Origin of the sequence: Mesorhizobium sp. M0778 (assembly GCF_040320105.1) — a bacterium.
In the GTDB taxonomy this organism is placed as follows: domain Bacteria; phylum Pseudomonadota; class Alphaproteobacteria; order Rhizobiales; family Rhizobiaceae; genus Mesorhizobium.
In genome coordinates this window covers 281,549-303,691 of the sequence record NZ_JAMYPA010000004.1, presented here as the reverse complement: position 1 = coordinate 303,691, position 22,143 = coordinate 281,549, and the positions used below count along the sequence as shown (strand labels likewise).

The following is a 22,143-nucleotide window of genomic DNA, read 5'->3' as shown; positions in this document are numbered from 1 at the left end:
AAACACCCCCACGGGTTTTGGGGGCGTCCCGCAACCGGGCGTCCCCGCCCCAATCCGGCCCGCGGCCCCGGCTTTTTTTGCCCCCCCTCCCCAATTTATTTGGGGGGGGCCCGGCTTGGGGGCGCCACGCTTTTCCAAAGGGTCAAAATTCCACGTGAATTTTGTTTCGGGCCGTGCCAGATTGGCCCGAAGCGGGAGGAAGACACTCCTGCCTGACGCCGAATGCCTGCCGGAGAACCGGGCCGGCATGCGGTGCATAATGGACAAATAACCGACAGGGGTGTGGATCACATGAAACGTATCGTACTCGGCCTCATGGCCGCAGCTGCAATGGTTCTTCCGGCCTTCGCCGCGGACATTCAACCCGCGCTTCTCTATGATCTCGGCGGCAAGTTCGACAAGTCGTTCAACGAGGCGTCCTTCCACGGCGCCGAAAAGTTCAAGACCGAGACCGGCATCCCCTATGTGGAATTCGAGGTCAGCAACGCCACCCAGCGCGAGCAGGCGCTGCGCCGTTTCGCCGAGGACGGCCGCAATCCGATCGTCATGGCGGGCTTCTCCTGGTCGGATGCGCTTGACAAGATTGCCACGGAATTCCCCGAGACCAAATTCGCCATCATCGACATGGTCGTCGACAAGCCCAATGTCCGCTCCCTCGTCTACAAAGAGCAGGAAGGCTCCTATCTCGTCGGCGTGATGGCGGCGATGGCTTCGAAGTCGAAGAAGGTCGGCTTTATCGGCGGCATGGATATTCCGCTGATCCGCAGATTCGGCTGCGGCTTTGTCGGCGGCGCCAAAGCGGCCGGCGCCACCGACGTCATCCAGAACATGACCGGCGATACGCCCGCAGCCTGGAACGATCCCGCCAAGGGCGGCGAGATCGCCAAGACGCAGATCGACCAGGGCGCCGACGTGATCTATGCTGCGGCTGGCGGCACCGGTGTCGGTGTGCTGCAGGCGGCGGCCGACGCGGGCAAGCTCGGCATCGGTGTCGATTCCAACCAGAACGGCTTGCAGCCCGGCAAGGTGCTGACCTCCATGGTCAAGCGTGTCGACGTTGCCGTCTACAACACCTTCATGGATGCCAAGGACGGCAAGTTCACGGCCGGCATCAACGATCTCGGCCTCAAGGAAGGCGGCGTCGACTACGCCATGGACGACAACAACAAGGCGCTTGTCGACGATGCGATGAAGGCAGCGGTCGAAAAGGCCAAGGCCGACATCATCGCCGGCACCATCAAGGTGCACGACTACATGTCGGACAATGCCTGCCCGTATTGATCGACAGACATTGCTGAGCTGACGAGCCGCCGGGTGAAAGCCCGGCGGTTTTGCATTGTCAGGCCGCTCACCAGTGCGGCGGCTTAGTCACCGGCACGTCGGGTGCGGCCTGTTCCTCCAGCGCCAGGAAGCGCTCGGCCAGCGCGTCGAGCTTGCGCTGCATGCGCTCGATCACCTTCCACTGCTCGGCGATCTGGCCGGACAGTTCCTCGATGGTCTTCTCCTGCTCGGCGGCGCGGATTTCCAGCGTCGTCAGCCGGTCGTCGGGCATGGTCATTTGAAATCCTCGATCAGGCGATTGTGCAGGGTGCGGCCACGTTGGAAATTGACAAGCATGACGGGATTTGTCGAGAGTGAACCGTGCTCCGGCCAATTGGCACAGACCCAATTGGCACAGACTGGGCGTCATGCTAGGCGTTTGACCAAGCGGTAAAAAAATAACAGTGGGAACAGGCTGCATGGCGCAAGCCGCAATCGAGCTGATCGGCATCGACAAGAGCTTTGGCGCCGTGCGCGCCAACCGCGACATCAATCTGGAAATTACGCGCGGCACCATCCATGGCATCGTCGGCGAAAACGGCGCCGGCAAGTCGACGCTGATGTCGATCCTTTACGGCTTCTACCAGGCCGACAGCGGCGAAATCCGTGTCGGCGGCCAGCCGGCATCGATCAAGACACCGAACGATGCGATCGCGCTCGGCATCGGCATGGTGCATCAGCACTTCATGCTGGTCGACAATTTCTCGGTGCTGGAAAATGTCATTCTCGGCGCCGAAAGCGATGCGCTGCTGAAGAAAAGCATCGCCAAGGCGCGTTCCGAGCTGGAGCGGCTCGAGCGCGAATACGGGCTCGAAGTCGATCCGGACGCGATCATCGAGGAGTTGCCGGTCGGCCTGCAGCAGCGCGTCGAAATCCTCAAGGCGCTCTATCGCGGCGCCGAGATCCTGATCCTCGACGAGCCGACCGGCGTGCTGACGCCGGCCGAAGCCGACCATCTGTTCCGCATCCTCAGGCAGTTGAAGGAGCAGGGCAAGACGATCGTGCTGATCACCCACAAGCTGCGCGAGATCATGGCGATCACCGACACGGTCTCGGTGATGCGCCAGGGCACCATGGTGGCGACACGCGAAACCAGGAAGACCACGGTCGAGGAGCTGGCCGAGCTGATGGTCGGCCGGCGCGTGCTGCTGCGCGTCGAGAAAGGCGAGGCGAAGGCCGGCGGCGTCAAGCTCGCGGTCAAGAACCTGACGGTCAAGGATTCCCGCGGCGTCACCATGGTCGACGACGTCTCCTTCGATATCCATGCCGGCGAGATCGTCGGCATTGCCGGCGTCGCCGGCAACGGACAATCCGAACTGCTCGAGGCGATTTCCGGCATCAGGCGCGCCGTTTCGGGTTCGGTCACGTTGGACGGCAAGCCGATCGACCTCACCGGCGCCGCCGATCCCGGTGAACTGCGCGAGCGCGGCCTTGCCCATGTGCCGGAGGACCGCCATCATGTCGGCCTGGTGCTGGCCTTCGAGGAGAACGAGAATTCGATCCTCGGCTACCAGGACGACGAGCGCTATCTGAAGGGGCCGTTTCTCGACATCGACGCCATCCGTAACGATGCCAGGGACAAGATCGTCAAATACGACATCCGACCGGCGGACTGCCGCCTCAAGACCGCCAATTTCTCCGGCGGCAACCAGCAGAAGATCGTGCTGGCGCGGGAAATGGAGCAGGATCCCGGCGTGCTGATCGTCGGCCAGCCGACGCGCGGCGTCGATGTCGGCGCCATCGAATTCATCCACAAGCGCCTAATCGCGATGCGCGACCAGGGCAAGGCGGTGCTGGTGGTTTCGGTCGAGCTCGACGAGATCCGCTCGCTTTCCGACCGCATTCTGGTGATGTTTGCCGGCCGCATCGTCGGCGAGCGCGGCCCCGACGCGACCGAGGGCGAACTCGGCCTGCTGATGGCCGGCGTCGAGCACCGGGAGGCCGCGGAATGAGCACTCCCTATGCCAAGCTGCCGGCCTGGGCCGATTATGTGCTGATCCCGCTGATCAATCTGTTCGTCGCCTTCGTCGTTGCCGGTTTCGTCGTCATATTGGTCGGCGAGAACCCGCTGCGTGCTGCGGTCATCCTGGTCGAGGGTGCCTTCGGTCGCGGCCAAGGCATCGCGTTCACGCTTTTCTATGCCACCACCTTCATCTTCAGCGGGCTGTCGGTGGCGGTTGCGGCGCATTGCGGCCTGTTCAACATCGGTGGCGAGGGCCAGGGCTATCTCGCCGGTCTCGGCATCGGCATCGTTTGCCTGGCCTTCGACAGCGTGCTGCCTTGGTGGCTGACCTTCCCGATCGCCATTATCGCCGCCGCGGCGATGGGCGCGCTGTGGGCGCTGATCCCGGCCTATCTGCAGGCCAAGCGCGGCTCGCACATCGTCATCACCACCATCATGTTCAATTTCATCGCCGCCAGCGTCATGGTCTATGCGCTGGTGGGCATGCTGAAGCCGCCCGGCTCGATGGCGCCGCAGACGCGCACCTTCCTCGAAGGCGCACAATTGCCGAAGCTCAACTGGATCATCGAATTGTTCGGCGCCAAAATCCGTTCGGCGCCGTTCAACGTCAGCTCGCTGCTGGCGCTGGCCATGGCCTTTCTGGTGTGGGTCCTGATCTGGCGCACCAAGCTCGGCTACGAGATGCGTACCTACGGCCACAGCCCGAAAGCGGCGCGCTATGCCGGGATTTCGGAAATCCGCATCATCATCATTGCGATGATGATCTCGGGCGCGCTGGCCGGCATGATGGCGCTCAACCCGACGATGGGCGACCAGCACAATGTCGCGCTCGAATTCGTTTCGGGCGCCGGTTTCGTCGGCATCGCGGTGGCGCTGATGGGGCGACTGCACCCGGTCGGCATCGTGCTTGCCGCAATCCTGTTCGGCATGCTCTACCAGGGCGGCGCCGAGCTCGCCTTCGAGATGCCGGCGATCAGCCGCGACATGATCGTCATCATCCAGGGCCTGGTCATCCTGTTCGCCGGCGCGCTCGAGCATATGTTCCGGCCCTATGTCCAGGCGCTGTTCGCCTCGCTCAGCCCGAGATCGGTCGGCATGGAAGCGGTCAAGGGGAAGGGCGCCTGAGATGGATTTCTTCAACGCCATCGTACAGGTCCTGGACTCGACCATCCGTCTGTCGGTCCCCTTGCTGCTCGCCTGCCTCGCCGGCCTCTATTCAGAGCGGGCCGGCGTCTTCGACATCGGGCTCGAAGGCAAGATGCTGGTTGGCGCCTTCGCCGGTGCCGCCGCCGCCTCGGTCTTCCACTCGGCTTATGTCGGCCTCGGCATGGCCATACTCATCTCGGTCGCCTTCGCGCTGATCCATGGCTTTGCCTCGATCACCCATCGCGGCAACCAGATCGTTTCCGGCGTCGCGATCAATTTCATCGCCGCCGGATCGACGATCATGCTCGGCCAGGCCTGGTTCCAGCAAGGCGGGCGCACGCCGGCGCTGGCCGCCGGCGAGCGCTTCGAGACAATCATCTGGCCGGGCGCGGATGCGCTCAGGAGCGTGCCGATCCTCGGGCCGATCTATTCGGAACTCATCTCCGGCCACTCAGTGCTGGTCTATCTCGCCTTCCTGGCCGTGCCGTTCACCTGGTGGGTGCTGTTCCGCACCCGCTTCGGCTTGCGCCTGCGCGCCGTCGGCGAGAACCCGGCCGCGGTCGATACCGCCGGCATATCGGTCGCCTGGCTGCGCTATCGGGCGCTGATCTGCACCGGCGTGCTCACCGGCATTGCAGGTGCCTACCTGTCGATGGTGCAGAATGGCGGCTTCGTGAAGGACATGACCGCCGGCAAGGGCTACATCGCGCTGGCCGCGCTGATCTTCGCCAAATGGAAACCGGTCAACGCCATGTTCGCCTGCCTGCTGTTCGGCTTCCTCGACGCGGCGTCGATCCGCCTGCAAGGCACGCCGCTGCCGCTGATCGGCAAGGTGCCGGTGCAATTCATGCAGGCGCTGCCCTATGTGCTGACCGTCATCCTGCTTGCAGGCTTCATCGGCAAGGCAATCCCGCCGCGTGCCGGCGGCGTGCCTTATGTCAAGGAACGCTGATTTATCATGGCTCGTGATCTGTTCGAAGCGGCGAAAGCCGCCATGGCCAAGGCCTATGCGCCCTATTCGAAATTTCCGGTCGGCGCGGCGTTGCGCACCGAGGACGGCCGTGTCTTCACCGGCGCCAATGTCGAGATCGCGTCCTATCCGGAGGGCTGGTGCGCCGAAACCACCGCGCTCGGCCACTACATCATGGGTGGCGGCGGCAAGATTACGGAAATCGCCGTGATCGCCGAACGCGTGGCAAAATGCTCGCCCTGCGGCGGCTGCCGGCAGCGGCTGGCTGAATTCTGCCGGCCGGAAACGAAGTTCTATCTCTGCGATGATAGCGGCGTGGTCGAGACCGTGACCATGGGCGAGTTGCTGCCATACGGCTTCCAGGGCGATGTGTTGAAATGAAGGAAGCACTCGATCACCTCGTCGAAAGGCTGGACGGGCTGGCGCCGACCACTGCGCTGGTGCTGGGATCGGGGCTTGGCGGGCTTGTCGACAAGGTCGAGGATGCGGTGCGCATTTCCTATGCCGACTTGCAGGGCTTCCCCAGAAGCGGCGTCAGCGGCCATGCCGGCGAGGTGGTGGCGGGGCTCTTTGCCGGCACGCCGGTGCTGATGCTGTCCGGTCGCGCACACTATTACGAGCACGGCAACGCGGCGGCGATGCGGCCTGCACTCGAGGTGCTCGCCGGCCTCGGCATCTCCAGGCTGATCCTCACCAACGCCGCCGGTTCGGTCGATCCCGGGATGGGCCCGGGCTCGGTGATGCTGATCACCGACCACATCAATTTCTCAGGCTCCAACCCGCTGATCGGCGAGCCGAGCGACCGCCGCTTCGTCGGCCTGACCGAAGCATACGACGCCGGTCTCCGCTCCGCCATCGAGCAAGCCGCGAAGGCCACCGGTACCAGGCTGCACAAGGGCGTCTACATGTGGTTCTCCGGCCCATGCTTCGAGACGCCGGCCGAGATCCGCATGGCTCGCATCATGGGCGCCAACGCGGTCGGCATGTCGACGGTGCCGGAGGTCATTCTCGCCCGCTTCCTCGGGCTGCGCGTCGCAGCCTGTTCGGTCGTCACCAACCTTGCCGCCGGCATGACCGGAGCCGAGCTGTCGCACCAGGAGGCCAAGGACATGGCGCCGGTCGGCGGCGCGCGGCTGGCGACCATTCTGCAGCGTGTTTTTCGGACGGGCTTCCGGAGCACAGGGTAGACGCCTGATGCTTCCCCAGGAAATCATCCGCCGCAAGCGCGACGGTCAAAAACTCTCGGCTGAGGAGATATCGGCTTTCATCGAGGGCCTGACCGCCCGCACCGTTACCGACGCGCAGGTCGGCGCCTTCGCCATGGCGGTGTTCTTCAACGGCATGAGCCGCGACGAGGTGGTGGCGCTGACTATGGCGATGCGCGATTCCGGCGATGTGCTCGACTGGTCGGATCTGCCCGGCCCGGTCACCGACAAGCATTCGACGGGCGGCGTCGGCGACAATGTCTCCTTGATGCTGGCACCGATCGTCGCTGCCTGCGGCGCCTATGTGCCGATGATTTCCGGCAGGGGCCTCGGCCATACCGGCGGCACGCTGGACAAGATGGATGCCATCCCCGGCTACATCAGCCAGCCGGATGTTGCACGCTTCCGCAAGACCGTGCTCGAAACCGGCTGCGCCATCATCGGCCAGACCGCCGACCTCGCACCCGCCGACGCCAGGCTCTACGCCATCCGCGATGTGACGGGAACGGTGGAATCGGTGCCGCTGATCACCGCTTCGATCCTGTCGAAGAAGCTGGCGGCCGGCATCAATTCGCTGGTGCTCGACGTCAAGGTCGGCAACGGCGCTTTCATGGAGAAATCGCGCGATGCAACGGTGCTGGCCAACAGCCTGGTCGACGTCGCCAATGGCGCCGGCCTTAGGGCCTCGGCGCTGGTCACCGGCATGAACGAGCCGCTGGCGTCCGCTGCCGGCAATGCGGTCGAGGTGCGCAACGCCGTCGACTTCCTCACCGGCCGCTTCCGCGACCGGCGGCTGGAGGAAGTGACGCTGGCGCTGGCCGCCGAGATGCTGCAATCGGCAGGCCTGGTGCCGTCCAACCAGGACGGCCTGCGTCGCGCCGCCGAGACGCTGGCCGGCGGTCGCGCCGCTGCCATCTTCGCGCGCATGGTGGCGGCACTTGGCGGTCCCGCCGATTTCATCGAGAATCCGGAAAAATATCTGCCGAAAGCGGCAACGGAATTCGCCGTCAAGGCGAGCGCGAACGGCTTTGTCACCGGCATAGCAACCCGCGAGATCGGGCTTGCCGTGGTCGGGCTTGGCGGCGGGCGGACGCGGCCGGACGACAGGATCGATCACGCCGTCGGCGTCACCAGGCTGCTGCCGGTCGGCGCTGAAGTGCGGACCGGCGAGGCGCTGGCGCTGGTCCATGCCCGCAATGCCGGGGATGCCGAGGCGGCCGCGGCCGCCGTGCTTTCGGCCTATACGATCGGGACTTCCAAACCGGCCGCGGAGAAAACCGTCATCCGGCGGATCCTGCCGCGCTGATAGTCACTGAACCAGCAGCAGCGTGCCGTCTTCGACCTGATATTTTTCGAGCCGCTGCAGAAAGCTCATGCCGATCAGGTTGGTGTGCAGCGCCCTGTCGTCGAGTACGACGGCCTCGACGCCCTCGACGGTGATCCTGCCGATCTGCAGGCGGTCGATCGTCACCACGGCGGCCTTGATCGCACCGTTGGCGGTGTTGACCTGATGGCTGAAGTCGGTCGAATTGAGCGAGATGCCGATCCTGCGCGCGGTCGAGCTGTTGATGGCGACGAGCGTCGCACCGGTATCGATCATGCCTTCGATCTGGCGGCCGTTCAACTTGAAGACCGACATGAAATGCCCGCGCGCGTCCGCGGTGACGACGACCTTGCGGCCGAGCGGCTGCGGCGTCGCCGGCCTGTCCGGGACGGCGGCGAGGTTCAGGTCGGTTTGGGTGTCGGCCGGCTTGGCTCCGATGGCGGATTTCAACAGCCGCTCGATCGTCTGTGGATTCGACTGATAGACGATCGGCAGCGATGCCGACGTTCCGGCAAACACGCCAAGGATGAGAAGCTTGCGCAGCATGGACCGGCCTTTGTGGTTGCCGATCCTTAGTCCGACAAGGTGTTTGCCGCTTTAACGAATGCGGAAACCAGCCGTTTGCGTAAACAATCGGTAAACGGACCTATTTGGTGCCGTACATACGGTCGCCGGCATCGCCGAGGCCGGGCATGATGTAGCCCTTCTCGTTGAGTTGGCGGTCGATGGAAGCGGTGAAGACCGGAACATCGGGATGCGCCTGGGTAAAACGCTCGAGGCCCTCTGGTGCCGCCAACAGGCAGAGGAAGCGGATGTTGGTGGCGCCGCGGCCTTTCAGCTTGTCGATCGCCGCGATCGCCGAATTGGCGGTCGCCAGCATCGGATCGACGACGATCACCAGCCGGTCGGCGAGGTCGCCCGGCGCCTTGAAGAAATATTCGACCGCTTCCAGCGTCTCATGGTCGCGGTAGAGGCCGATATGGGCGACACGCGCCGCCGGCACCAGATCGAGCAGGCCTTCGAGCAAGCCGTTGCCGGCGCGCAGCACGGAGGCGAAGACGAGTTTCTTGCCCTCCAGCGTCGGCGCCTCCATCGTCTCGATCGGCGTCTCGATCGTCGTCGTGGTCAGTTCGAGGTTGCGGGTGACCTCATAGCCGAGCAGTAGCGAGATCTCGCGCAGCAGCCGCCGGAACCCGGCCGTCGAGGTTTCCTTCTTGCGCATGATGGTCAGCTTGTGCTGGACAAGCGGATGGTCGACGACGGTGACGCCCTTCATGGTGTTCTCCGAACTGCGCAGGTGAATAGTGAATGGTGTATGGTGAATAGTGAATAGTGAACTGGTTTGCGAGTCCTTGGTTGCGCGGAAAAACTCGCGGTTGACGGACCGAAGCGCCAGGCTCGCAATTCACCATTCACCTGCCCTTGGCGCCGAGCCTGCCCAGCAGCGCCGCCCTGGTCTTCCTGTCGACGAAAGCTGCCTCGATGGCCGTCCTGGTGACGGCGGTGAGCGCCTTGTCATCCATCGCAAAATGTTCGGCGGCGATGTCGTATTCGCGCTTCAGCGAGGTCCAGAAATAGGGTGGGTCGTCGGAGTTGAGCGTCACCTTGCAGCCCGCCGCCCTCAAAGCAGGAAAGGGATGGTTGGCGAAGCTGTCGAAGATTTTCAGGGCGATGTTGGAGCCGGGGCAGCATTCGAGCACGACGCCTTCGTCGGCGATGCGCCGCACGAGATCGGGGTTCTCGATGGCGCGCACGCCGTGGCCGATGCGAGAGGGGCGGATATGGTCGAGTGCCGCCTCGACGCTCTCCCAGCCCATCAATTCGCCTGCGTGCACGGTGATGCCGAGGCCGGCCTCGCGGGCGATCTCGAAGGCCCTGACATAATCTTCCAAATCGCCAATCCGCTCGTCGCCGGCGACGCCGAAGCCGGTGACCAGCGGATGCCCGCTGCGGGCGGCGAAACGCGCCGCCCGCTCGATCGATTCGACACCGAAATTGCGCACGCCGGTGACGATCATGCGGCCTTCGATGCCGGTCTTCGCCTTGGCGCGGGCCATGCCTTCGCCGAGCGCATCGGTATAGGCCTTCGGCGACAGCCCGGCCTTGCCGGCATGGTCGGGCGAGGTGAAAACCTCGGAATAGATGGCGCCGTCGCGGGCGAGGCTGGTCAGGTAGTGATCGGCCAGCCGCGCATAATCTTCTTCGGTGCGGAACAGGTCGGAGGAGAAGTCGTAGGCGGCGAGGAAGGAGGTGAAATCGTGCCAGGCGAAGGAGCCGTCCCGGATGTAGGGCGAGGCATCCCTGCCGTATTTCTCGGCCTGGCGGAGGACGAGTTCAGGCGCCGCTGCCCCTTCGATGTGGCAGTGCAGTTCTGCTTTCAAAGGCATTCAATTATCCCGTCAGGCTTTTTCTTATGACGCAGGTTCTTGTCGGAAAACCGTGCGACGCTTTTCCGGAACCTGCTTCGAAGCGCGGCCGAACACCGCGCCTTAAACAATAGCGCCCGCACCATCGATCGGCTATGGTCCCGCCGATTTTATGGCGGATCAAAACGATGTCGGTTGAAAGAACCACGGCTGCGGGCGGCATGGAAACCTCCTATGGTTTCAAGCGGGTAGGGCCAGGCGACAAGCAGCCCCTGGTTAATGATGTTTTCCACAAGGTGGCGAACCGCTACGACCTGATGAACGACCTGATGTCGGCCGGGTTGCATCGGTTGTGGAAGGACGCCATGGTCGCCTGGCTCAATCCACCGAAGCGGCCGGGCTGGCGCGTTCTCGACGTTGCCGGCGGCACCGGCGACGTCGCCTTCCGCATCGTCGGGGCGAGCGGCAGGCATGCCCATGCAACGGTTCTCGACATCAACGGCTCGATGCTCGCCGTCGGCCGCGACCGAGCCGAGAAAAAGGGCCTGTCGGCAAATACCGATTTCGTCGAGGCCAATGCCGAGGAACTGCCTTTTGCCGACGCTACTTTCGATGCCTACACCATTGCTTTCGGCATCCGCAACGTGCCGCGTATCGATGTGGCGCTTGCCGAAGCCTATCGCGTGCTGAAGCCTGGCGGGCGCTTTCTCTGCCTTGAATTTTCCGAGGTCGAGATGCCGCTGCTCGACAAGGTCTATGAGGCATGGTCGTTCAACGCCATCCCGCGGATCGGCAAGGCGGTGACCGGCGACGGCGAGCCCTACTCCTATCTGGTCGAATCGATCCGCAAATTTCCCAATCAGCAGAATTTCGCGGCGATGATCTCGCGCGCGGGCTTCGAGCGCGCCTCATTCCGCAACTATTCCGGCGGCATCGCCGCGCTTCATTCGGGCTGGAAGCTTTGAGGCTGGCCCGCATTTTCATAGCCCGACGTGCCTTTCGCCAGTTCAGGAAACCGGCAAGGCAAAGCCAGCCATGAGCAGCATAGGCGCTGGTTTCAGGCTCGTGCGGGCCGGCTGGGTGCTGGTCCGCGAGGGTGTCATCGCGGCGTTGCCCGGCGACGAACTCTTCGGCCTGCCGAAATTCGGCTGGCGCATGGCCCGGCTGTTCACCCGTCGCCGCGCGCTTGCCTACGAGCGCGGCGACCGGCTGGCCAAGGCGGTCGTGCGGCTCGGCCCATCCTACGTCAAGCTCGGCCAGTTCCTGGCGACGCGGCCGGACGTCGTCGGCAACGACATAGCGCTCGATCTCGCCATGCTGCAGGACAAGATGCAGACATTTCCGAAGGCCGAAGCCATAGCGGCAATAGAGGCCTCGCTCGGACGCAAGGTCGGCGAGCTCTATGCCAGTTTTGGCGAGGCCGTCGCCGCCGCCTCGATCGCCCAGGTCCATACCGCCGAAACCCTGCAGGACGGCGTCGTTACCCGGGTGGCGGTGAAGGTCATCCGGCCGGGCGTGCGCCGCCGCTTCTTTCGCGATCTCGAGAGCTATTTCCTCGCCGCCCGGCTGCAGGAAAAATATATCCCGTCGTCGCGCCGGCTGCGGCCGGTCGAGGTGACGGAGACGCTGGCCCAGACCACCAAGATCGAAATGGATTTGAGGCTGGAGGCGGCGGCTTTTTCGGAACTCGGCGAGAACACCAAGGACGATCCCGGCTTTCGCGTGCCGTCGGTCGACTGGGAGCGCACCGGCCGCGACGTGCTGACCATGGAATGGGTCGACGGCATCAAGTTGAACGATATTGCCGGCCTCGCCGCCGCCGGCCACGACCTGAAGGCGATTGCCGCCAACCTGGTCCAGTCGTTCCTGCGCCATACGCTGCGTGACGGTTTCTTCCATGCCGACATGCATCCGGGCAACCTCTTCGTCGAGGCCGATGGCACCATCGTCGCCGTCGATCTCGGCATTGCCGGCCGGCTCGGCAGGAAGGAGCGCCGCTTCCTCGCCGAAATCCTCTACGGCTTCATCACGCGCGATTACCAGCGCGTCGCCGAGGTGCATTTCGAGGCTGGCTACGTGCCGCGCCAGCACAATGTCGCAGCTTTCGCCCAGGCGATCCGGGCGATCGGCGAACCGATCCACGGCCAGCCGGCCGAGACCATCTCGATGGCCAAGCTGCTGACGCTGCTGTTCGAGGTGACCGAGCTCTTCGACATGGCGACGCGATCCGAGCTGGTGCTGCTGCAGAAGACCATGGTCGTTGTCGAGGGCGTCGCCCGCACCCTCGACCCGGCCTTCAACATGTGGAAGACGTCGGAACCTGTGGTCAGCGGCTGGATTGCCCGCAATCTCGGCCCGCGCGCTTTGCTGGCCGATGCGCGCGACGGCGCCAACGCGCTGCTGGCGCTGGCCCGCCAGGCGCCGGACCTCGCCGCCCGCACCGAGCGGCTGTCGCGCGAGATCGACCTGATGGCCGAACACGGCCTGCGCTTCGACGAAAGGACCGCGCACGCGATCGGCAAGGCCGAGGCGCGCTACACCCGCTCCGGCCGGCTCGCGCTGTGGGTAATCGCATTGACGCTGGTGTACATCGCTTGGAAGCTGCTCTGATTGCAATGACAGCAGTGCTGTCATTGCAAGCACGCTGCTTGTCGCTTATGTTAACGGCGAGGAGCTACGCTATGAGCACTATCACAATCCGTAATCTTGATGACGAAGTGAAGCAGGTGCTGCGCGAACGCGCTGCCGCGCGCGGCGTTTCGATGGAGCAGGAAGCGCGGGATGCCTTGCGCAAAGTGACGATCCCCGAGAGCAAGCTCCAGAACGGGGAGTGGCGGCTGAAAGCGTCACGTGACGAGATCTTGGCGCTCGGACGGAAATCAGAACACCCCATTAACCTCAAGGCGCTTACTGATCACATGTGGGATGAGGGACTTCTGTGACCGTTGCAGTTGATACGTCTGCGTTAATCGCAATCATCGCCGCAGAGCCGGATGCGGCTGCATTCGTCGATGTTTTCGGCACCTCATCTGCTGTACTGATAAGCACTGCAACACTTCTGGAGGCACATTGTGTGGCGAACCGGTCCAGCGGTGGCATCAACCCCGCCGAACTTCAGGTGCTCATCGACCGCCTCGAACTGACGGTCGTTCCTTTTGATCTGGCGCAGCTCGAGGTCGCACGACTTGCCTACTCTCGGTACGGTCGCGGATCCCGCCATCGTGCTGACCTCAACATGGGCGACTGTTTCGCCTATGCCCTGGCCAAGACCCGAAACCTGCCGCTACTTTTCAAGGGTGACGATTTCATCCATACCGACATCGAATCGGCGCTGAAGCCGGCATGACATTGGACAAGAACTGGCCTCGGGCATGACCCTCTCCGGCAAGCGCATCCTGCTGATCATCGGCGGCGGTATCGCCGCCTACAAGGCGCTCGACCTGATCCGCCGGCTGCGCGAGCGCGGTGCTTCGGTGCGCGTGGTGATGACCGCCGCGGCGCAGGAATTCGTCACCATGCTGTCGGCCGGAGCACTGTCCGCCGATCATGTCTTCACCGAGCTGTTCGACCGGCAGGACGAGCACGACATCGGCCACATCAGGCTGTCGCGCGAGGCCGACCTTGTGGTCGTGGCGCCGGCCACCGCCGACCTGATGGCAAAGCTCGCCAACGGCCACGCCAACGACCTTGCCTCGACGGTGCTCATCGCCACCGACAAGCAGGTTTTGATGGCTCCGGCTATGAACCCGAAAATGTGGACGCACTCGGCGGTCCGGCGCAACCGCTCGATGCTGGGTAAGGACGGCGTCGCATTCGTCGGCCCGGCGAAGGGCGAGATGGCCGAAAGCAACGAGGCGGGCGAGGGCCGCATGGCCGAGCCGCTGGAGATCGTCGCCGCGATCGAGGCGCTGCTCGACAGTCGGCCAAAGCCGCTGGCGGGCAGGAAGATCATTGTCACTTCCGGGCCGACGCATGAACCGATCGACCCGGTGCGCTACATCGCCAACCGTTCGTCGGGCAAGCAGGGCCATGCCATCGCGGCGGCGCTGGCCAGGCTCGGCGCCGACGTGCGTCTCGTCTCCGGTCCGGTCGGCATTGCGGATCCGGCCGGCGTCGCCACGCTGCATGTCGAAACGGCCGTCGAGATGAAGGATGCGGTCGAACAGCTGCTGCCGGCCGACGCGGCAGTGTTCGTCGCGGCTGTCGCCGACTGGCGCACTCAAAGTTCGGCCGGGGAAAAGATCAAGAAGGTGGCGGGCGAGGGGCCGCCGGCGCTGCAGATGGTGGAAAATCCCGATATTCTTGCCGGCGTCGGGCATCACAAAAAGCGGCCGATGCTGGTGGTCGGTTTCGCCGCGGAGACGCAGGACCTGGTCAGGAATGCCGAGGCCAAGCTTGCGAAAAAGGGTGCCGATCTTATCGTCGCCAATGATGTCTCGCATGAAGATGGTTCCCCGGGCGTGATGGGCGGCGACCGCAACAAGGTGCGGATCGTCTCGAAGGCCGGCGTCGAGGAATGGCCGGAGATGAGCAAGGAAGAGGTGGCGACGCGGCTCGCGGCACTGATCGCCGGCCGGCTGAAGACGGTCGTGGTTTAGCGATCTCCCCTCGGGTGTTTAGCCGATCTCACCTCTCGTGGGGGAGATTGGCAGCTTCGCCAGCCGCGCGTCGTCGCTCGCGCCCGAAATCCGCAAGGCGGCAAGGCATCCCAGGATGCCGAGCGGGATGAAGGCGAGGAACAGCCAGGCGGCGACATTTGCCGCGGCCTCGCGGTTCAGGCCTTCGGAAAAGCCGCTGGCGTTGGCGACGATGCCGGTCAGTGCAGCACCCACGGCATAGCCGATGCGCTGCATGGTCGGCACGGCGGCCGAGGCGATCGTCTGCTCGCCTTCCTTGGCCGATGCCACGATGACACGCGTGACAAACGGCCAGGCGATGCCGAAACCGCCGCCTTGCAGCAAGGCACAAAGCAGGATCAACGGGATCGAGCCCGCCGGCACCGTATAGGCGAAACCCGCGACGCCCGTGGCGATCATCAGCGCCCCGCCGACGATGATCAGCCGCTCGCGCTCCGGCGGGGCATTGGCGACGAGGATCGACAGGATCGACCAGGCGATCGATTCGGCGGCGATGATGTAGCCGGTGGTGAGGATCGGAATGTCGTGCAGGCTGGTCAGGAGCAGTGGCCCGTAGACCGCAAACGAGCAGGTCGCCACCGAAAACGCCGCGACCATGGTCATGCCCGCGCCGACCGGCGAGCGCCATGAAAACAGCCGCGACGGGAACAGCCGCGAGCGCGGCTTCAGCGCGTCGATATAGACGAACAGCGCCAGGCCGATCATGCCGAGGGTGAGCAGCAGCGACGAGCGCAGCAGGGCGATGTCGACGCCGGCGGTGGCGATCAGCACGACGCTGACGGCAAGACAGCCAAGTGCCGCAAACGGGAAGGGCGGCGCCGACCCGCCGGTCGCCTGCGGCCTTGTTGCTTTAGGTGTATCGAGCACGAGGAAGCTTGCCAGCGCCATAGCCGTGCCGCCGAGGGTGAAGACGCCGAAGGCCCAGCGCCAGGACAGCAATTCGGTCATGACCGCGCCGAGCACCGGCCCGCTGAAGGCGGCGACGCCCCAGATCGCCGACATAACGCCGAAAAGCTGCGGCCAGATCGCGCGGGCAAACAGCCGCTCGACCGAGACGAAGGCCAGCGACACCAGCGCGCCACCGCCAAGCCCTTCGATCAGGCGGCCGGAGAGGAACAGCGGCATCGAAGGCGCGGTGGCGCAGACCAGCGCGCCGGCGGCATAGAGCAGGGCGGCGGTCGTCATGTTGGTGCGCAGCGCGACATAGCTCACCAGCCGTCCGGCGGCAGCACCTGCGACGATGGCGCCGAGCTCGTAGATCGCCAGCGACCAGCCGACCAGCTGCACGCCGGCGAGCTCGCCGACCATGGCCGGCATGACCGTTGCCACCATCGTTTCGTTGGTGGCGTGCAACAGGATGCCGAGGCTGATGAAGCAGAAGCGCGCCAGATCGCCGCTCGCCCACAGCGCACGCCAGTCGACCCTGTTTGTGCTTGTTTTGGTCAAGTCCACCCCCGAATTCCCTGCCGAGCCAGAGCATCTTTGGCACTTCAGGCGCGATGCACGCCTTGTTCGCGTGCGGTTTGTAAAACCTCAACTGCGGTTGAGCTCAAGCGGTTTTTTGATCGCCGTTAGCGCGGCGGATGCCAAAGATCATGCGGCGCGAGACAGTCACGAGATGTCGAGATCTTAGTCAGGCCGAAGATGTAAGCAATATTGGATCGCCGCAATCTTCGGTCACGGTAACGGCATGGATCCTAGGATCCATGCCGTGATCTTCGAGCGCTGCAACTTTGAACATCAGGGCGGCCTCTGCGGAGCGGGCCTGCCGGAATCCATGAGCTTTCGGCAGCTATTCGCAGGCCGACACCTACGCTGCCCGGCTGCTCGGGGAGCCATGCTACGCCGCTATTTGAACGAATGGATCAAGTCCAGCGAAGTGACGGCGACCGCCAGATTGACGCCGGTCTGCGCCTGGACACTGAGCGGCTGCAGCGAAAAGGCGCTGCCGAGGCCGCCGACCAAAAGGTTGGCGCCGCCACCGGTGACCACGCTCGCCTCGGCATTCACGCCATAGTAGCTGCCGGCAAGATCGCCTTCATCGTGGTTGCGGGTTGCCGCCAGAACCGCCCATGCCAGTTGGCCCTGATGCGTCCGGCCGACGTCGACGCCGAGCTTGGAAATTACCCCGGTATAGACTTCGGGTGGGCCGCCACGATGCGGACGAAAGACACAGGAAACACCCTTGTTGGAGGTGACCAGATAGGCCGTGCCACCGTCGATGGTGCAGTCGAGCACGCCGAGCTGGAGCTTGCCGGCGCTGGCGGGAGCGGCAACGACGGTCGTGGCGAGTGCGGCGGCACAGGCAAGTTGCTTGATCATGGGAGGGTCCTTTCCAAATGGCTTTGAACAACGGCTGACCACGCCGAGCGTTCCGCCGAAAACTTGGCGCCAGCAAGGCAAGGCTAAACGCAGGGTTGTCGGAGTGCGGAAACGGAGGCCCGATAAACCGGCCCGGTCAGCCGGCGCTGGTGCGGGCCAGACCGTCCTTGGCCGGTTGGTAGTTCGGATTGAGGTGCACTGCCTCGCGGTAGGACTTCGCGGCCCTGACCTTGTCGCCGCGCCGCTCGTAGATCAGCGCCTGGTTGGACCAGGCCTCGGCGTTCTTGCCGTCGAGCTTGATGGCCATGTTGAAGTCGGCGAAGGCATTGTCCTCGTCGTTCATGGCAAGGTAGGAGAGGCCGCGTCCGTTGTAAGGCTCGGAAGCATCCGGCGCCAGCGAAATGGCGGTCGAGAAATCCTCGATGGCAAAGGCGTGCTGGCCCTGGCTCTGGTAGATCAGGCCGCGATTGTGATAGGCGCGCGCGTCGGTCGTGTCGAGCTGGATCGCTTTCTGGAAATCGTTGAACGCCTCCTGGACCCGGCCTGCCTTGCGGTAGAGATTGCCGCGGCCGATATAGGCGGCGTCGTAGTTGGAATTGATCTGGATCGAGCGGTTGTAGTCGGCCAGCGCGCTTGCCTGATCACCGAGGAAGCGCTGGATGAGCGCCCGGTTGGAATAGGCCTGGTAGAAATTCGGATTGAGCTGGATGGCGGTGTTGAAGTCCTTCAGCGCCGCCTGGTACTGGCCGCCGCGGCCATAGGCCGAGCCGCGCACGTTGTAGGCTTCCGGATCCTGGGGGTTGCGCTGGATCACCGCCGACAGTGAGGAAATGTTCTCGGTCGAGGCTTGCGCCTTGTCGATGTTGTTGAACTCGCCGGTCGGAACGCTCTGGCAGCCGGCAAGCGTCAACCCGGAGAGCAGGGCTGCCGTCAGGGCGAGGCCGCGCCACGCGGTTCTGCGCTCTACGGTGATTGCGTCCATGTCTGCCCTGTCCTTACTGCGCCGTCTGGTCCGTTCCCCCTCCGAACCGGCATCTCTCCCAACCGGTCCTCTCGAACCGGGTCGAAATCACAACAAAAAGGTGGCGGCGATTCCGCATCGCGCCACCCTGGATATCCTTGGAAAAGGACGAAAAATTGACGTCAGAACCGCGGCGGACGCGGAGCACCGGCACCGGCAGCACCGGCAGCACCGGCCGCGACCGGACGCGGCGTCATTGGCAGCAGGCCTTCGCGCTGGGCGCGCTTGCGGGCCAGCTTGCGGGCGCGGCGCACGGCTTCCGCCTTTTCACGGGCGCGCTTCTCGGAAGGCTTCTCGTAATGTCCGCGCATCTTCATTTCGCGGAAGATGCCTTCGCGCTGCATCTTTTTCTTGAGCGCGCGAAGCGCCTGATCAACATTGTTGTCGCGGACGAGTACCTGCACGTGCAATCCTGTCTTTCGGTTTGAAATCAACAGGCAAGCGGCCATAGCCGCAAGCCTCCGCGGCGCGTTACACCACGAATTGGGGCGGCTGATAGCAGAATCAAGGGGCGCTGTCCACAGCCGATTGAGAGGCGGTGCCGATCCCGAAACGAAAAACCCGCCTCGGCGGCGGGTCTCTGGTGTGAATCATCACCATAGGCAATTTAGTAGCATAGCTGCCGGCACAAAGCAAGAACAAAATTCGCCTTGGGCCAGATAGGCGCCGCTATGCCGTGGCCAGGTGGAGCTGCTCGAAACCCTCGAAGAACTCGCCGTAGTCGCAGGTTATCTCCTCGCCGGCGGCGATATCGCGGGTCGCGGTGGCCCCGCCATATTGCGAAAAATCGGTGTTCGGCTTGTCGGCATGGTTCATGAAGCGGCCATTGTCGACCTCATAGACCATGAAGCCCGGCCGGTCCTGGCTGGGATAGGCATATCTGTCGAGCAATTCCTTGAGGTGCGGCGGCGCCGTCTCGTATTTTTCCATCGGGATCAGCCGGTCGAAGTCCGGATCGAGACGCCAGATCTGCGCGCCTTTCCGGACCGGCTCGGCGGCGAACACGCCGACGCCTTCGATTGCGCTTGCAGCGATATAGGTCCTGATCAGCAACATGTTTCCAACCCGTCTTCGAGGAGAAGACGGAATCGTCAAATCGCCGAAAAAATCAAGGGCCGGTTCGCGACATTTCGGCTGGCGGGCATGCGTTGCGCCCTCCGAACCCTCACGTCCGGGTGATCGAGACGCCGCCGTCGGCGAACAGCGCCGCGCCGGTGGTGAAGCTCGATGCGTCGGACGCCAGGTAGAGCGCCGAGCGGGCGATCTCCTCAGGCTCGGCGACGCGCTTCAAGGCATGCAGGTTTTCGACGAAGGCTCGCGATTCAGGTGTCTTGAACGTCGCCGAAGGCGTGTCGGTGCCGCCCGGCAGCAGCGCGTTGACTCGAATGCCCTTGGCGCCATATTCGGCGGCCAGCACCTGCGTCAACCCGATCAGTCCGGCCTTGCTTGCGGCATAGCTGGTCATGCCCGGCATGCCGACGGTGTGGCCGACGAAGGTGGAGGTGAAGATCAGCGAGCCGCCGCCGCGATCGATCATCGCCGGCACCTGGTATTTCGCGCCGAGAAAGGCGCTGGTCAGATTGGTATCGAGCGTCTCGCGCCAGCCCTCCAGCGACAGCTCCGAAACCGGCCCCATCCTACCGACCGAGCCGGCATTGTTGAAGGCGATGTCGAGCCCGCCGAATTTCCCGACCGCCAGGTCGACGAGGGCTTTTGCGTAGGCTTCGTCGCGGACATCGCCGGCAAGAGCGACGGCGGTGCCGTCGGCGTCTTCGATTTCGGCAACCAGCGCATCGAGCTCCGCCTGGCGGCGGGCTGCGACGACCACCTTGGCGCCTTCCTCCGCAAACACCTTGGCCGTGGCGCGGCCGATGCCGGAGCTGGCGCCGGTGACGATGGCGACTTTGTCGGTAAGTGCGAACATTTTCTGCATCCTTTTCTTCGCGCCAGCCCTTGCCGGCAATCGGGATGCTTGGTCGCAGATCGAGGCGGCGCGGGCCACCCGATACCCGCGAGGTGCTTCGGATTTGGTTTGATCGCCCGTCACGTCGCATACCTCTTTTTCGTCACGGCGCAAAACGGCAAGCGCCGTCGCAAACAGCGCAAGGCTGGCAGTGCGGTTTCGCTAGTGATACAGCTCGCGCGCCGGGGTTGGCTGATCTGCCCGGCCGCCATTTGCGAGGCCTGCAACGTTGAAGAAATACTCGGTATTCGCTATCGCCCGCGAGGCCATGCGCGGCCACAAGGGCTGGGAGGAACAGTGGTCCTCGCCGGAGCCGAAGAAGGAGTATGACGTCGTCATCGTCGGCGCCGGCGGCCACGGCCTGGCCACAGCCTATTACCTCGCCACCGTGCATGGTATCACCAACGTCGCGGTATTGGAAAAAGGCTGGCTCGGCGGCGGCAATACCGGCCGCAATACCACCATCATCCGCTCGAACTATCTCTATGACGAGAGCGCCGGCATCTACGACCATGCGCTGAAGCTGTGGGACGGGCTCAGCCAGGAGCTCAACTACAACGTCATGTATTCGCCGCGCGGCGTCATGATGCTCGCCCATAACATCCACGACATTCAGGTCCTGAAGCGCCACGTCCATGCTAACCGGCTGAACGGCATCGACAATGAATGGCTGACGCCGGAACAGGCCAAGGAATTCTGCCCGCCGCTCAACATTTCGCGCGATGCCCGTTATCCCGTGATGGGTGCCGCGCTGCAGCGCCGTGGCGGCACGGCGCGGCACGATGCTGTCGCCTGGGGCTATGCGCGCGGCGCCTCGGCGCGCGGCGTCCACATCATCCAGAATTGCGAGGTCACCGGCGTCAAACGGGCGCCGAACGGCGCGGTTACCGGTGTCGAGACGACGCGCGGCTTCATTGGCGCCAGGAAGGTCGGCGTGGTCGCCGCCGGCCACTCCTCGGTGATCATGAACATGGCCGGCGTGCGCATGCCGCTGGAAAGCTATCCGCTGCAGGCGCTGGTGTCGGAGCCGGTCAAGCCGGTGGTGCCTTGCGTGGTGATGTCGAACACGGTGCATGCCTATATCTCGCAATCCGACAAAGGCGAGTTGGTCATCGGCGCCGGCACCGACCAATATGTCTCCTATTCGCAGACCGGCGGGCTGCACATCCTGCAGCACACGCTCGACGCGATCTGCGAGATGTTCCCGATCTTCACCCGCATGAAGATGCTGCGCTCATGGGGCGGCATTGTCGACGTGACGCCGGACCGTTCGCCGATCCTGGCCAAGACGCCGGTGCCCGGCCTCTACGTCAATTGCGGCTGGGGCACGGGCGGCTTCAAGGCGACGCCGGGTTCGGGCCACGTCTTTGCCCATACGATCGCCAGGGACGATCCGCACCCGATCAACGCACCCTTCACCATCGAGCGCTTCCGCACCGGCCGCCTCATCGACGAGGCGGCGGCGGCGGCGGTGGCACACTGATGATGACCGAGATGGCCGTCGCCATGCCGCTGATGCTCGCCGGCGAGCAAGGCCTGTTTCATTTTCCGTCACCGGACGAGGTGCGCACGCAGCCGATCAGTCGCGCCGGGAACGAGGCCGACTGGCCGTTTTCCATCGATGACGGCATGCTGACCTGCGTCTGGAGCGGCGGGCGAAAGATCGTCTTCTTCTTCGAGGCCCGTCCTTCCGATCTGGATCCGGACGAGCCTTTCCAGCCGCGCGGCGTCATCGTCACCACCGATCCAATCCAACTGACCATCGGCAACATGGCCAATCGCGCTCTGTTTCGCCCTGCGGCAAGCATCGAGGAGCGCATCCGGCTCGTCGCGCCTTTCGTCACGATGGGTCAGAGGCTTTGCGACCAACCTGCCGGCGCTCGCGTCGGCCACGGCGAACTGTAGG

Annotated in this window: 24 protein-coding genes; 14 read left to right on the top strand and 10 right to left on the bottom strand. The window is 64.1% G+C overall.

Features of this window, described 5'->3' with window-relative positions; translation table 11 throughout:
- The first annotated feature begins 291 nt into the window (after positions 1-291).
- On the top strand, positions 292-1,281 hold the full coding sequence (locus NKI22_RS08850; protein WP_023719004.1) for a BMP family lipoprotein: 990 nt from the start codon (positions 292-294) through the stop codon (positions 1,279-1,281).
- Between the two features lie 67 nt (positions 1,282-1,348).
- Here NKI22_RS08850 and NKI22_RS08845 read toward each other — a convergent pair whose 3' ends face one another.
- Positions 1,349-1,558 (bottom strand): SlyX family protein, encoded by a 210-nt coding sequence (locus tag NKI22_RS08845; RefSeq protein WP_031194007.1) that lies wholly within the window; start codon positions 1,556-1,558, stop codon positions 1,349-1,351.
- A gap of 181 nt (positions 1,559-1,739) precedes the next feature.
- On the opposite strand from NKI22_RS08845, the gene NKI22_RS08840 reads away from it, so the two are divergent.
- The 6 genes from NKI22_RS08840 to deoA are packed head-to-tail and all read left to right on the top strand — an operon-like array spanning position 1,740 to position 7,910.
- Positions 1,740-3,272, top strand: a complete 1,533-nt coding sequence (locus tag NKI22_RS08840) for an ABC transporter ATP-binding protein (RefSeq protein ID WP_023719006.1) — start codon at positions 1,740-1,742, stop codon at positions 3,270-3,272.
- The gene (locus NKI22_RS08835) at positions 3,269-4,408 is read left to right on the top strand and encodes an ABC transporter permease (protein ID WP_352546763.1); all 1,140 of its coding nucleotides are present in this window, start codon (positions 3,269-3,271) and stop codon (positions 4,406-4,408) included. The genes NKI22_RS08840 and NKI22_RS08835 overlap by 4 nt, the downstream gene beginning before the upstream one ends.
- 1 nt (position 4,409) lies before the next feature.
- A complete protein-coding gene (locus tag NKI22_RS08830) occupies positions 4,410-5,381 on the top strand; it encodes an ABC transporter permease (RefSeq protein WP_023719007.1) in 972 nt (323 codons plus the stop codon).
- 6 nt (positions 5,382-5,387) lie between these two features.
- Positions 5,388-5,780, top strand: a complete 393-nt coding sequence (gene cdd, locus NKI22_RS08825) for a cytidine deaminase (RefSeq protein WP_023719008.1) — start codon at positions 5,388-5,390, stop codon at positions 5,778-5,780.
- Positions 5,777-6,586, top strand: coding sequence for a purine-nucleoside phosphorylase (locus NKI22_RS08820; protein WP_352958369.1), 810 nt, complete (start codon positions 5,777-5,779; stop codon positions 6,584-6,586). The genes cdd and NKI22_RS08820 overlap by 4 nt, the downstream gene beginning before the upstream one ends.
- Before the next feature lie 7 nt (positions 6,587-6,593).
- Positions 6,594-7,910, top strand: a complete 1,317-nt coding sequence (gene deoA / locus NKI22_RS08815; RefSeq protein ID WP_023719010.1) for a thymidine phosphorylase — start codon at positions 6,594-6,596, stop codon at positions 7,908-7,910.
- Positions 7,911-7,913: 3 nt separating this feature from the next.
- Here deoA and NKI22_RS08810 read toward each other — a convergent pair whose 3' ends face one another.
- The 3 genes from NKI22_RS08810 to NKI22_RS08800 all read right to left on the bottom strand — a co-directional run bounded on the left by NKI22_RS08810 (position 7,914) and on the right by NKI22_RS08800 (position 10,315).
- Positions 7,914-8,474, bottom strand: a complete 561-nt coding sequence (locus NKI22_RS08810) for a TIGR02281 family clan AA aspartic protease (protein WP_023719011.1) — start codon at positions 8,472-8,474, stop codon at positions 7,914-7,916.
- Between the two features lie 100 nt (positions 8,475-8,574).
- On the bottom strand, positions 8,575-9,204 hold the full coding sequence (gene upp / locus NKI22_RS08805) for a uracil phosphoribosyltransferase (protein WP_023675320.1): 630 nt from the start codon (positions 9,202-9,204) through the stop codon (positions 8,575-8,577).
- Positions 9,205-9,340: 136 nt separating this feature from the next.
- Complete coding sequence (locus tag NKI22_RS08800; RefSeq protein ID WP_023719012.1) at positions 9,341-10,315, bottom strand: adenosine deaminase; 975 nt, start codon at positions 10,313-10,315, stop codon at positions 9,341-9,343.
- Positions 10,316-10,482: 167 nt separating this feature from the next.
- Between NKI22_RS08800 and ubiE the strand changes: the two genes are divergently transcribed.
- From ubiE to coaBC, 5 genes are all read left to right on the top strand, one after another.
- A complete protein-coding gene (ubiE, locus tag NKI22_RS08795) occupies positions 10,483-11,259 on the top strand; it encodes a bifunctional demethylmenaquinone methyltransferase/2-methoxy-6-polyprenyl-1,4-benzoquinol methylase UbiE (RefSeq protein ID WP_023719013.1) in 777 nt (258 codons plus the stop codon).
- A gap of 70 nt (positions 11,260-11,329) precedes the next feature.
- The gene (gene ubiB / locus NKI22_RS08790) at positions 11,330-12,904 is read left to right on the top strand and encodes a 2-polyprenylphenol 6-hydroxylase (protein ID WP_023719014.1); all 1,575 of its coding nucleotides are present in this window, start codon (positions 11,330-11,332) and stop codon (positions 12,902-12,904) included.
- Positions 12,905-12,975: 71 nt separating this feature from the next.
- Positions 12,976-13,236: a FitA-like ribbon-helix-helix domain-containing protein gene (locus tag NKI22_RS08785; protein WP_023719015.1), complete on the top strand. Its 261-nt coding sequence runs from the start codon at positions 12,976-12,978 to the stop codon at positions 13,234-13,236.
- Positions 13,233-13,640, top strand: coding sequence for a type II toxin-antitoxin system VapC family toxin (locus NKI22_RS08780; protein ID WP_023719016.1), 408 nt, complete (start codon positions 13,233-13,235; stop codon positions 13,638-13,640). Before NKI22_RS08785 ends, NKI22_RS08780 begins: the two co-directional genes overlap by 4 nt.
- Positions 13,641-13,665: 25 nt before the next feature.
- A complete protein-coding gene (gene coaBC, locus NKI22_RS08775) occupies positions 13,666-14,892 on the top strand; it encodes a bifunctional phosphopantothenoylcysteine decarboxylase/phosphopantothenate--cysteine ligase CoaBC (RefSeq protein ID WP_352815542.1) in 1,227 nt (408 codons plus the stop codon).
- An 18-nt stretch (positions 14,893-14,910) separates the two neighbouring features.
- Here the strand turns inward: coaBC and NKI22_RS08770 are convergent, their stop codons facing one another.
- The 6 genes from NKI22_RS08770 to NKI22_RS08745 form a co-directional block, all read right to left on the bottom strand.
- A complete protein-coding gene (locus tag NKI22_RS08770) occupies positions 14,911-16,377 on the bottom strand; it encodes an MFS transporter (protein WP_023719018.1) in 1,467 nt (488 codons plus the stop codon).
- Positions 16,378-16,779: 402 nt separating this feature from the next.
- On the bottom strand, positions 16,780-17,253 hold the full coding sequence (locus NKI22_RS08765) for a DUF992 domain-containing protein (protein WP_023719019.1): 474 nt from the start codon (positions 17,251-17,253) through the stop codon (positions 16,780-16,782).
- Positions 17,254-17,389: 136 nt separating this feature from the next.
- Positions 17,390-18,235 carry a tetratricopeptide repeat protein gene (locus NKI22_RS08760; RefSeq protein ID WP_352791346.1) on the bottom strand — a complete coding sequence of 282 codons (846 nt, stop codon included), beginning with the start codon at positions 18,233-18,235 and terminating at the stop codon, positions 17,390-17,392.
- A gap of 161 nt (positions 18,236-18,396) precedes the next feature.
- Entirely contained in the window at positions 18,397-18,678 is a 282-nt protein-coding gene (rpsU, locus tag NKI22_RS08755; RefSeq protein WP_352958367.1) for a 30S ribosomal protein S21, read from the bottom strand.
- A gap of 265 nt (positions 18,679-18,943) precedes the next feature.
- Positions 18,944-19,330 (bottom strand): SET domain-containing protein, encoded by a 387-nt coding sequence (locus NKI22_RS08750; protein WP_352815545.1) that lies wholly within the window; start codon positions 19,328-19,330, stop codon positions 18,944-18,946.
- Positions 19,331-19,439: 109 nt separating this feature from the next.
- Entirely contained in the window at positions 19,440-20,198 is a 759-nt protein-coding gene (locus tag NKI22_RS08745; protein ID WP_352484642.1) for an SDR family oxidoreductase, read from the bottom strand.
- Between the two features lie 268 nt (positions 20,199-20,466).
- On the opposite strand from NKI22_RS08745, the gene NKI22_RS08740 reads away from it, so the two are divergent.
- Both NKI22_RS08740 and NKI22_RS08735 read left to right on the top strand, forming a co-directional pair.
- Positions 20,467-21,720 (top strand): sarcosine oxidase subunit beta, encoded by a 1,254-nt coding sequence (locus NKI22_RS08740; RefSeq protein WP_352494681.1) that lies wholly within the window; start codon positions 20,467-20,469, stop codon positions 21,718-21,720.
- A complete protein-coding gene (locus NKI22_RS08735; RefSeq protein ID WP_023719024.1) occupies positions 21,720-22,142 on the top strand; it encodes a hypothetical protein in 423 nt (140 codons plus the stop codon). The genes NKI22_RS08740 and NKI22_RS08735 overlap by 1 nt, the downstream gene beginning before the upstream one ends.
- Position 22,143: the final 1 nt, after the last annotated feature.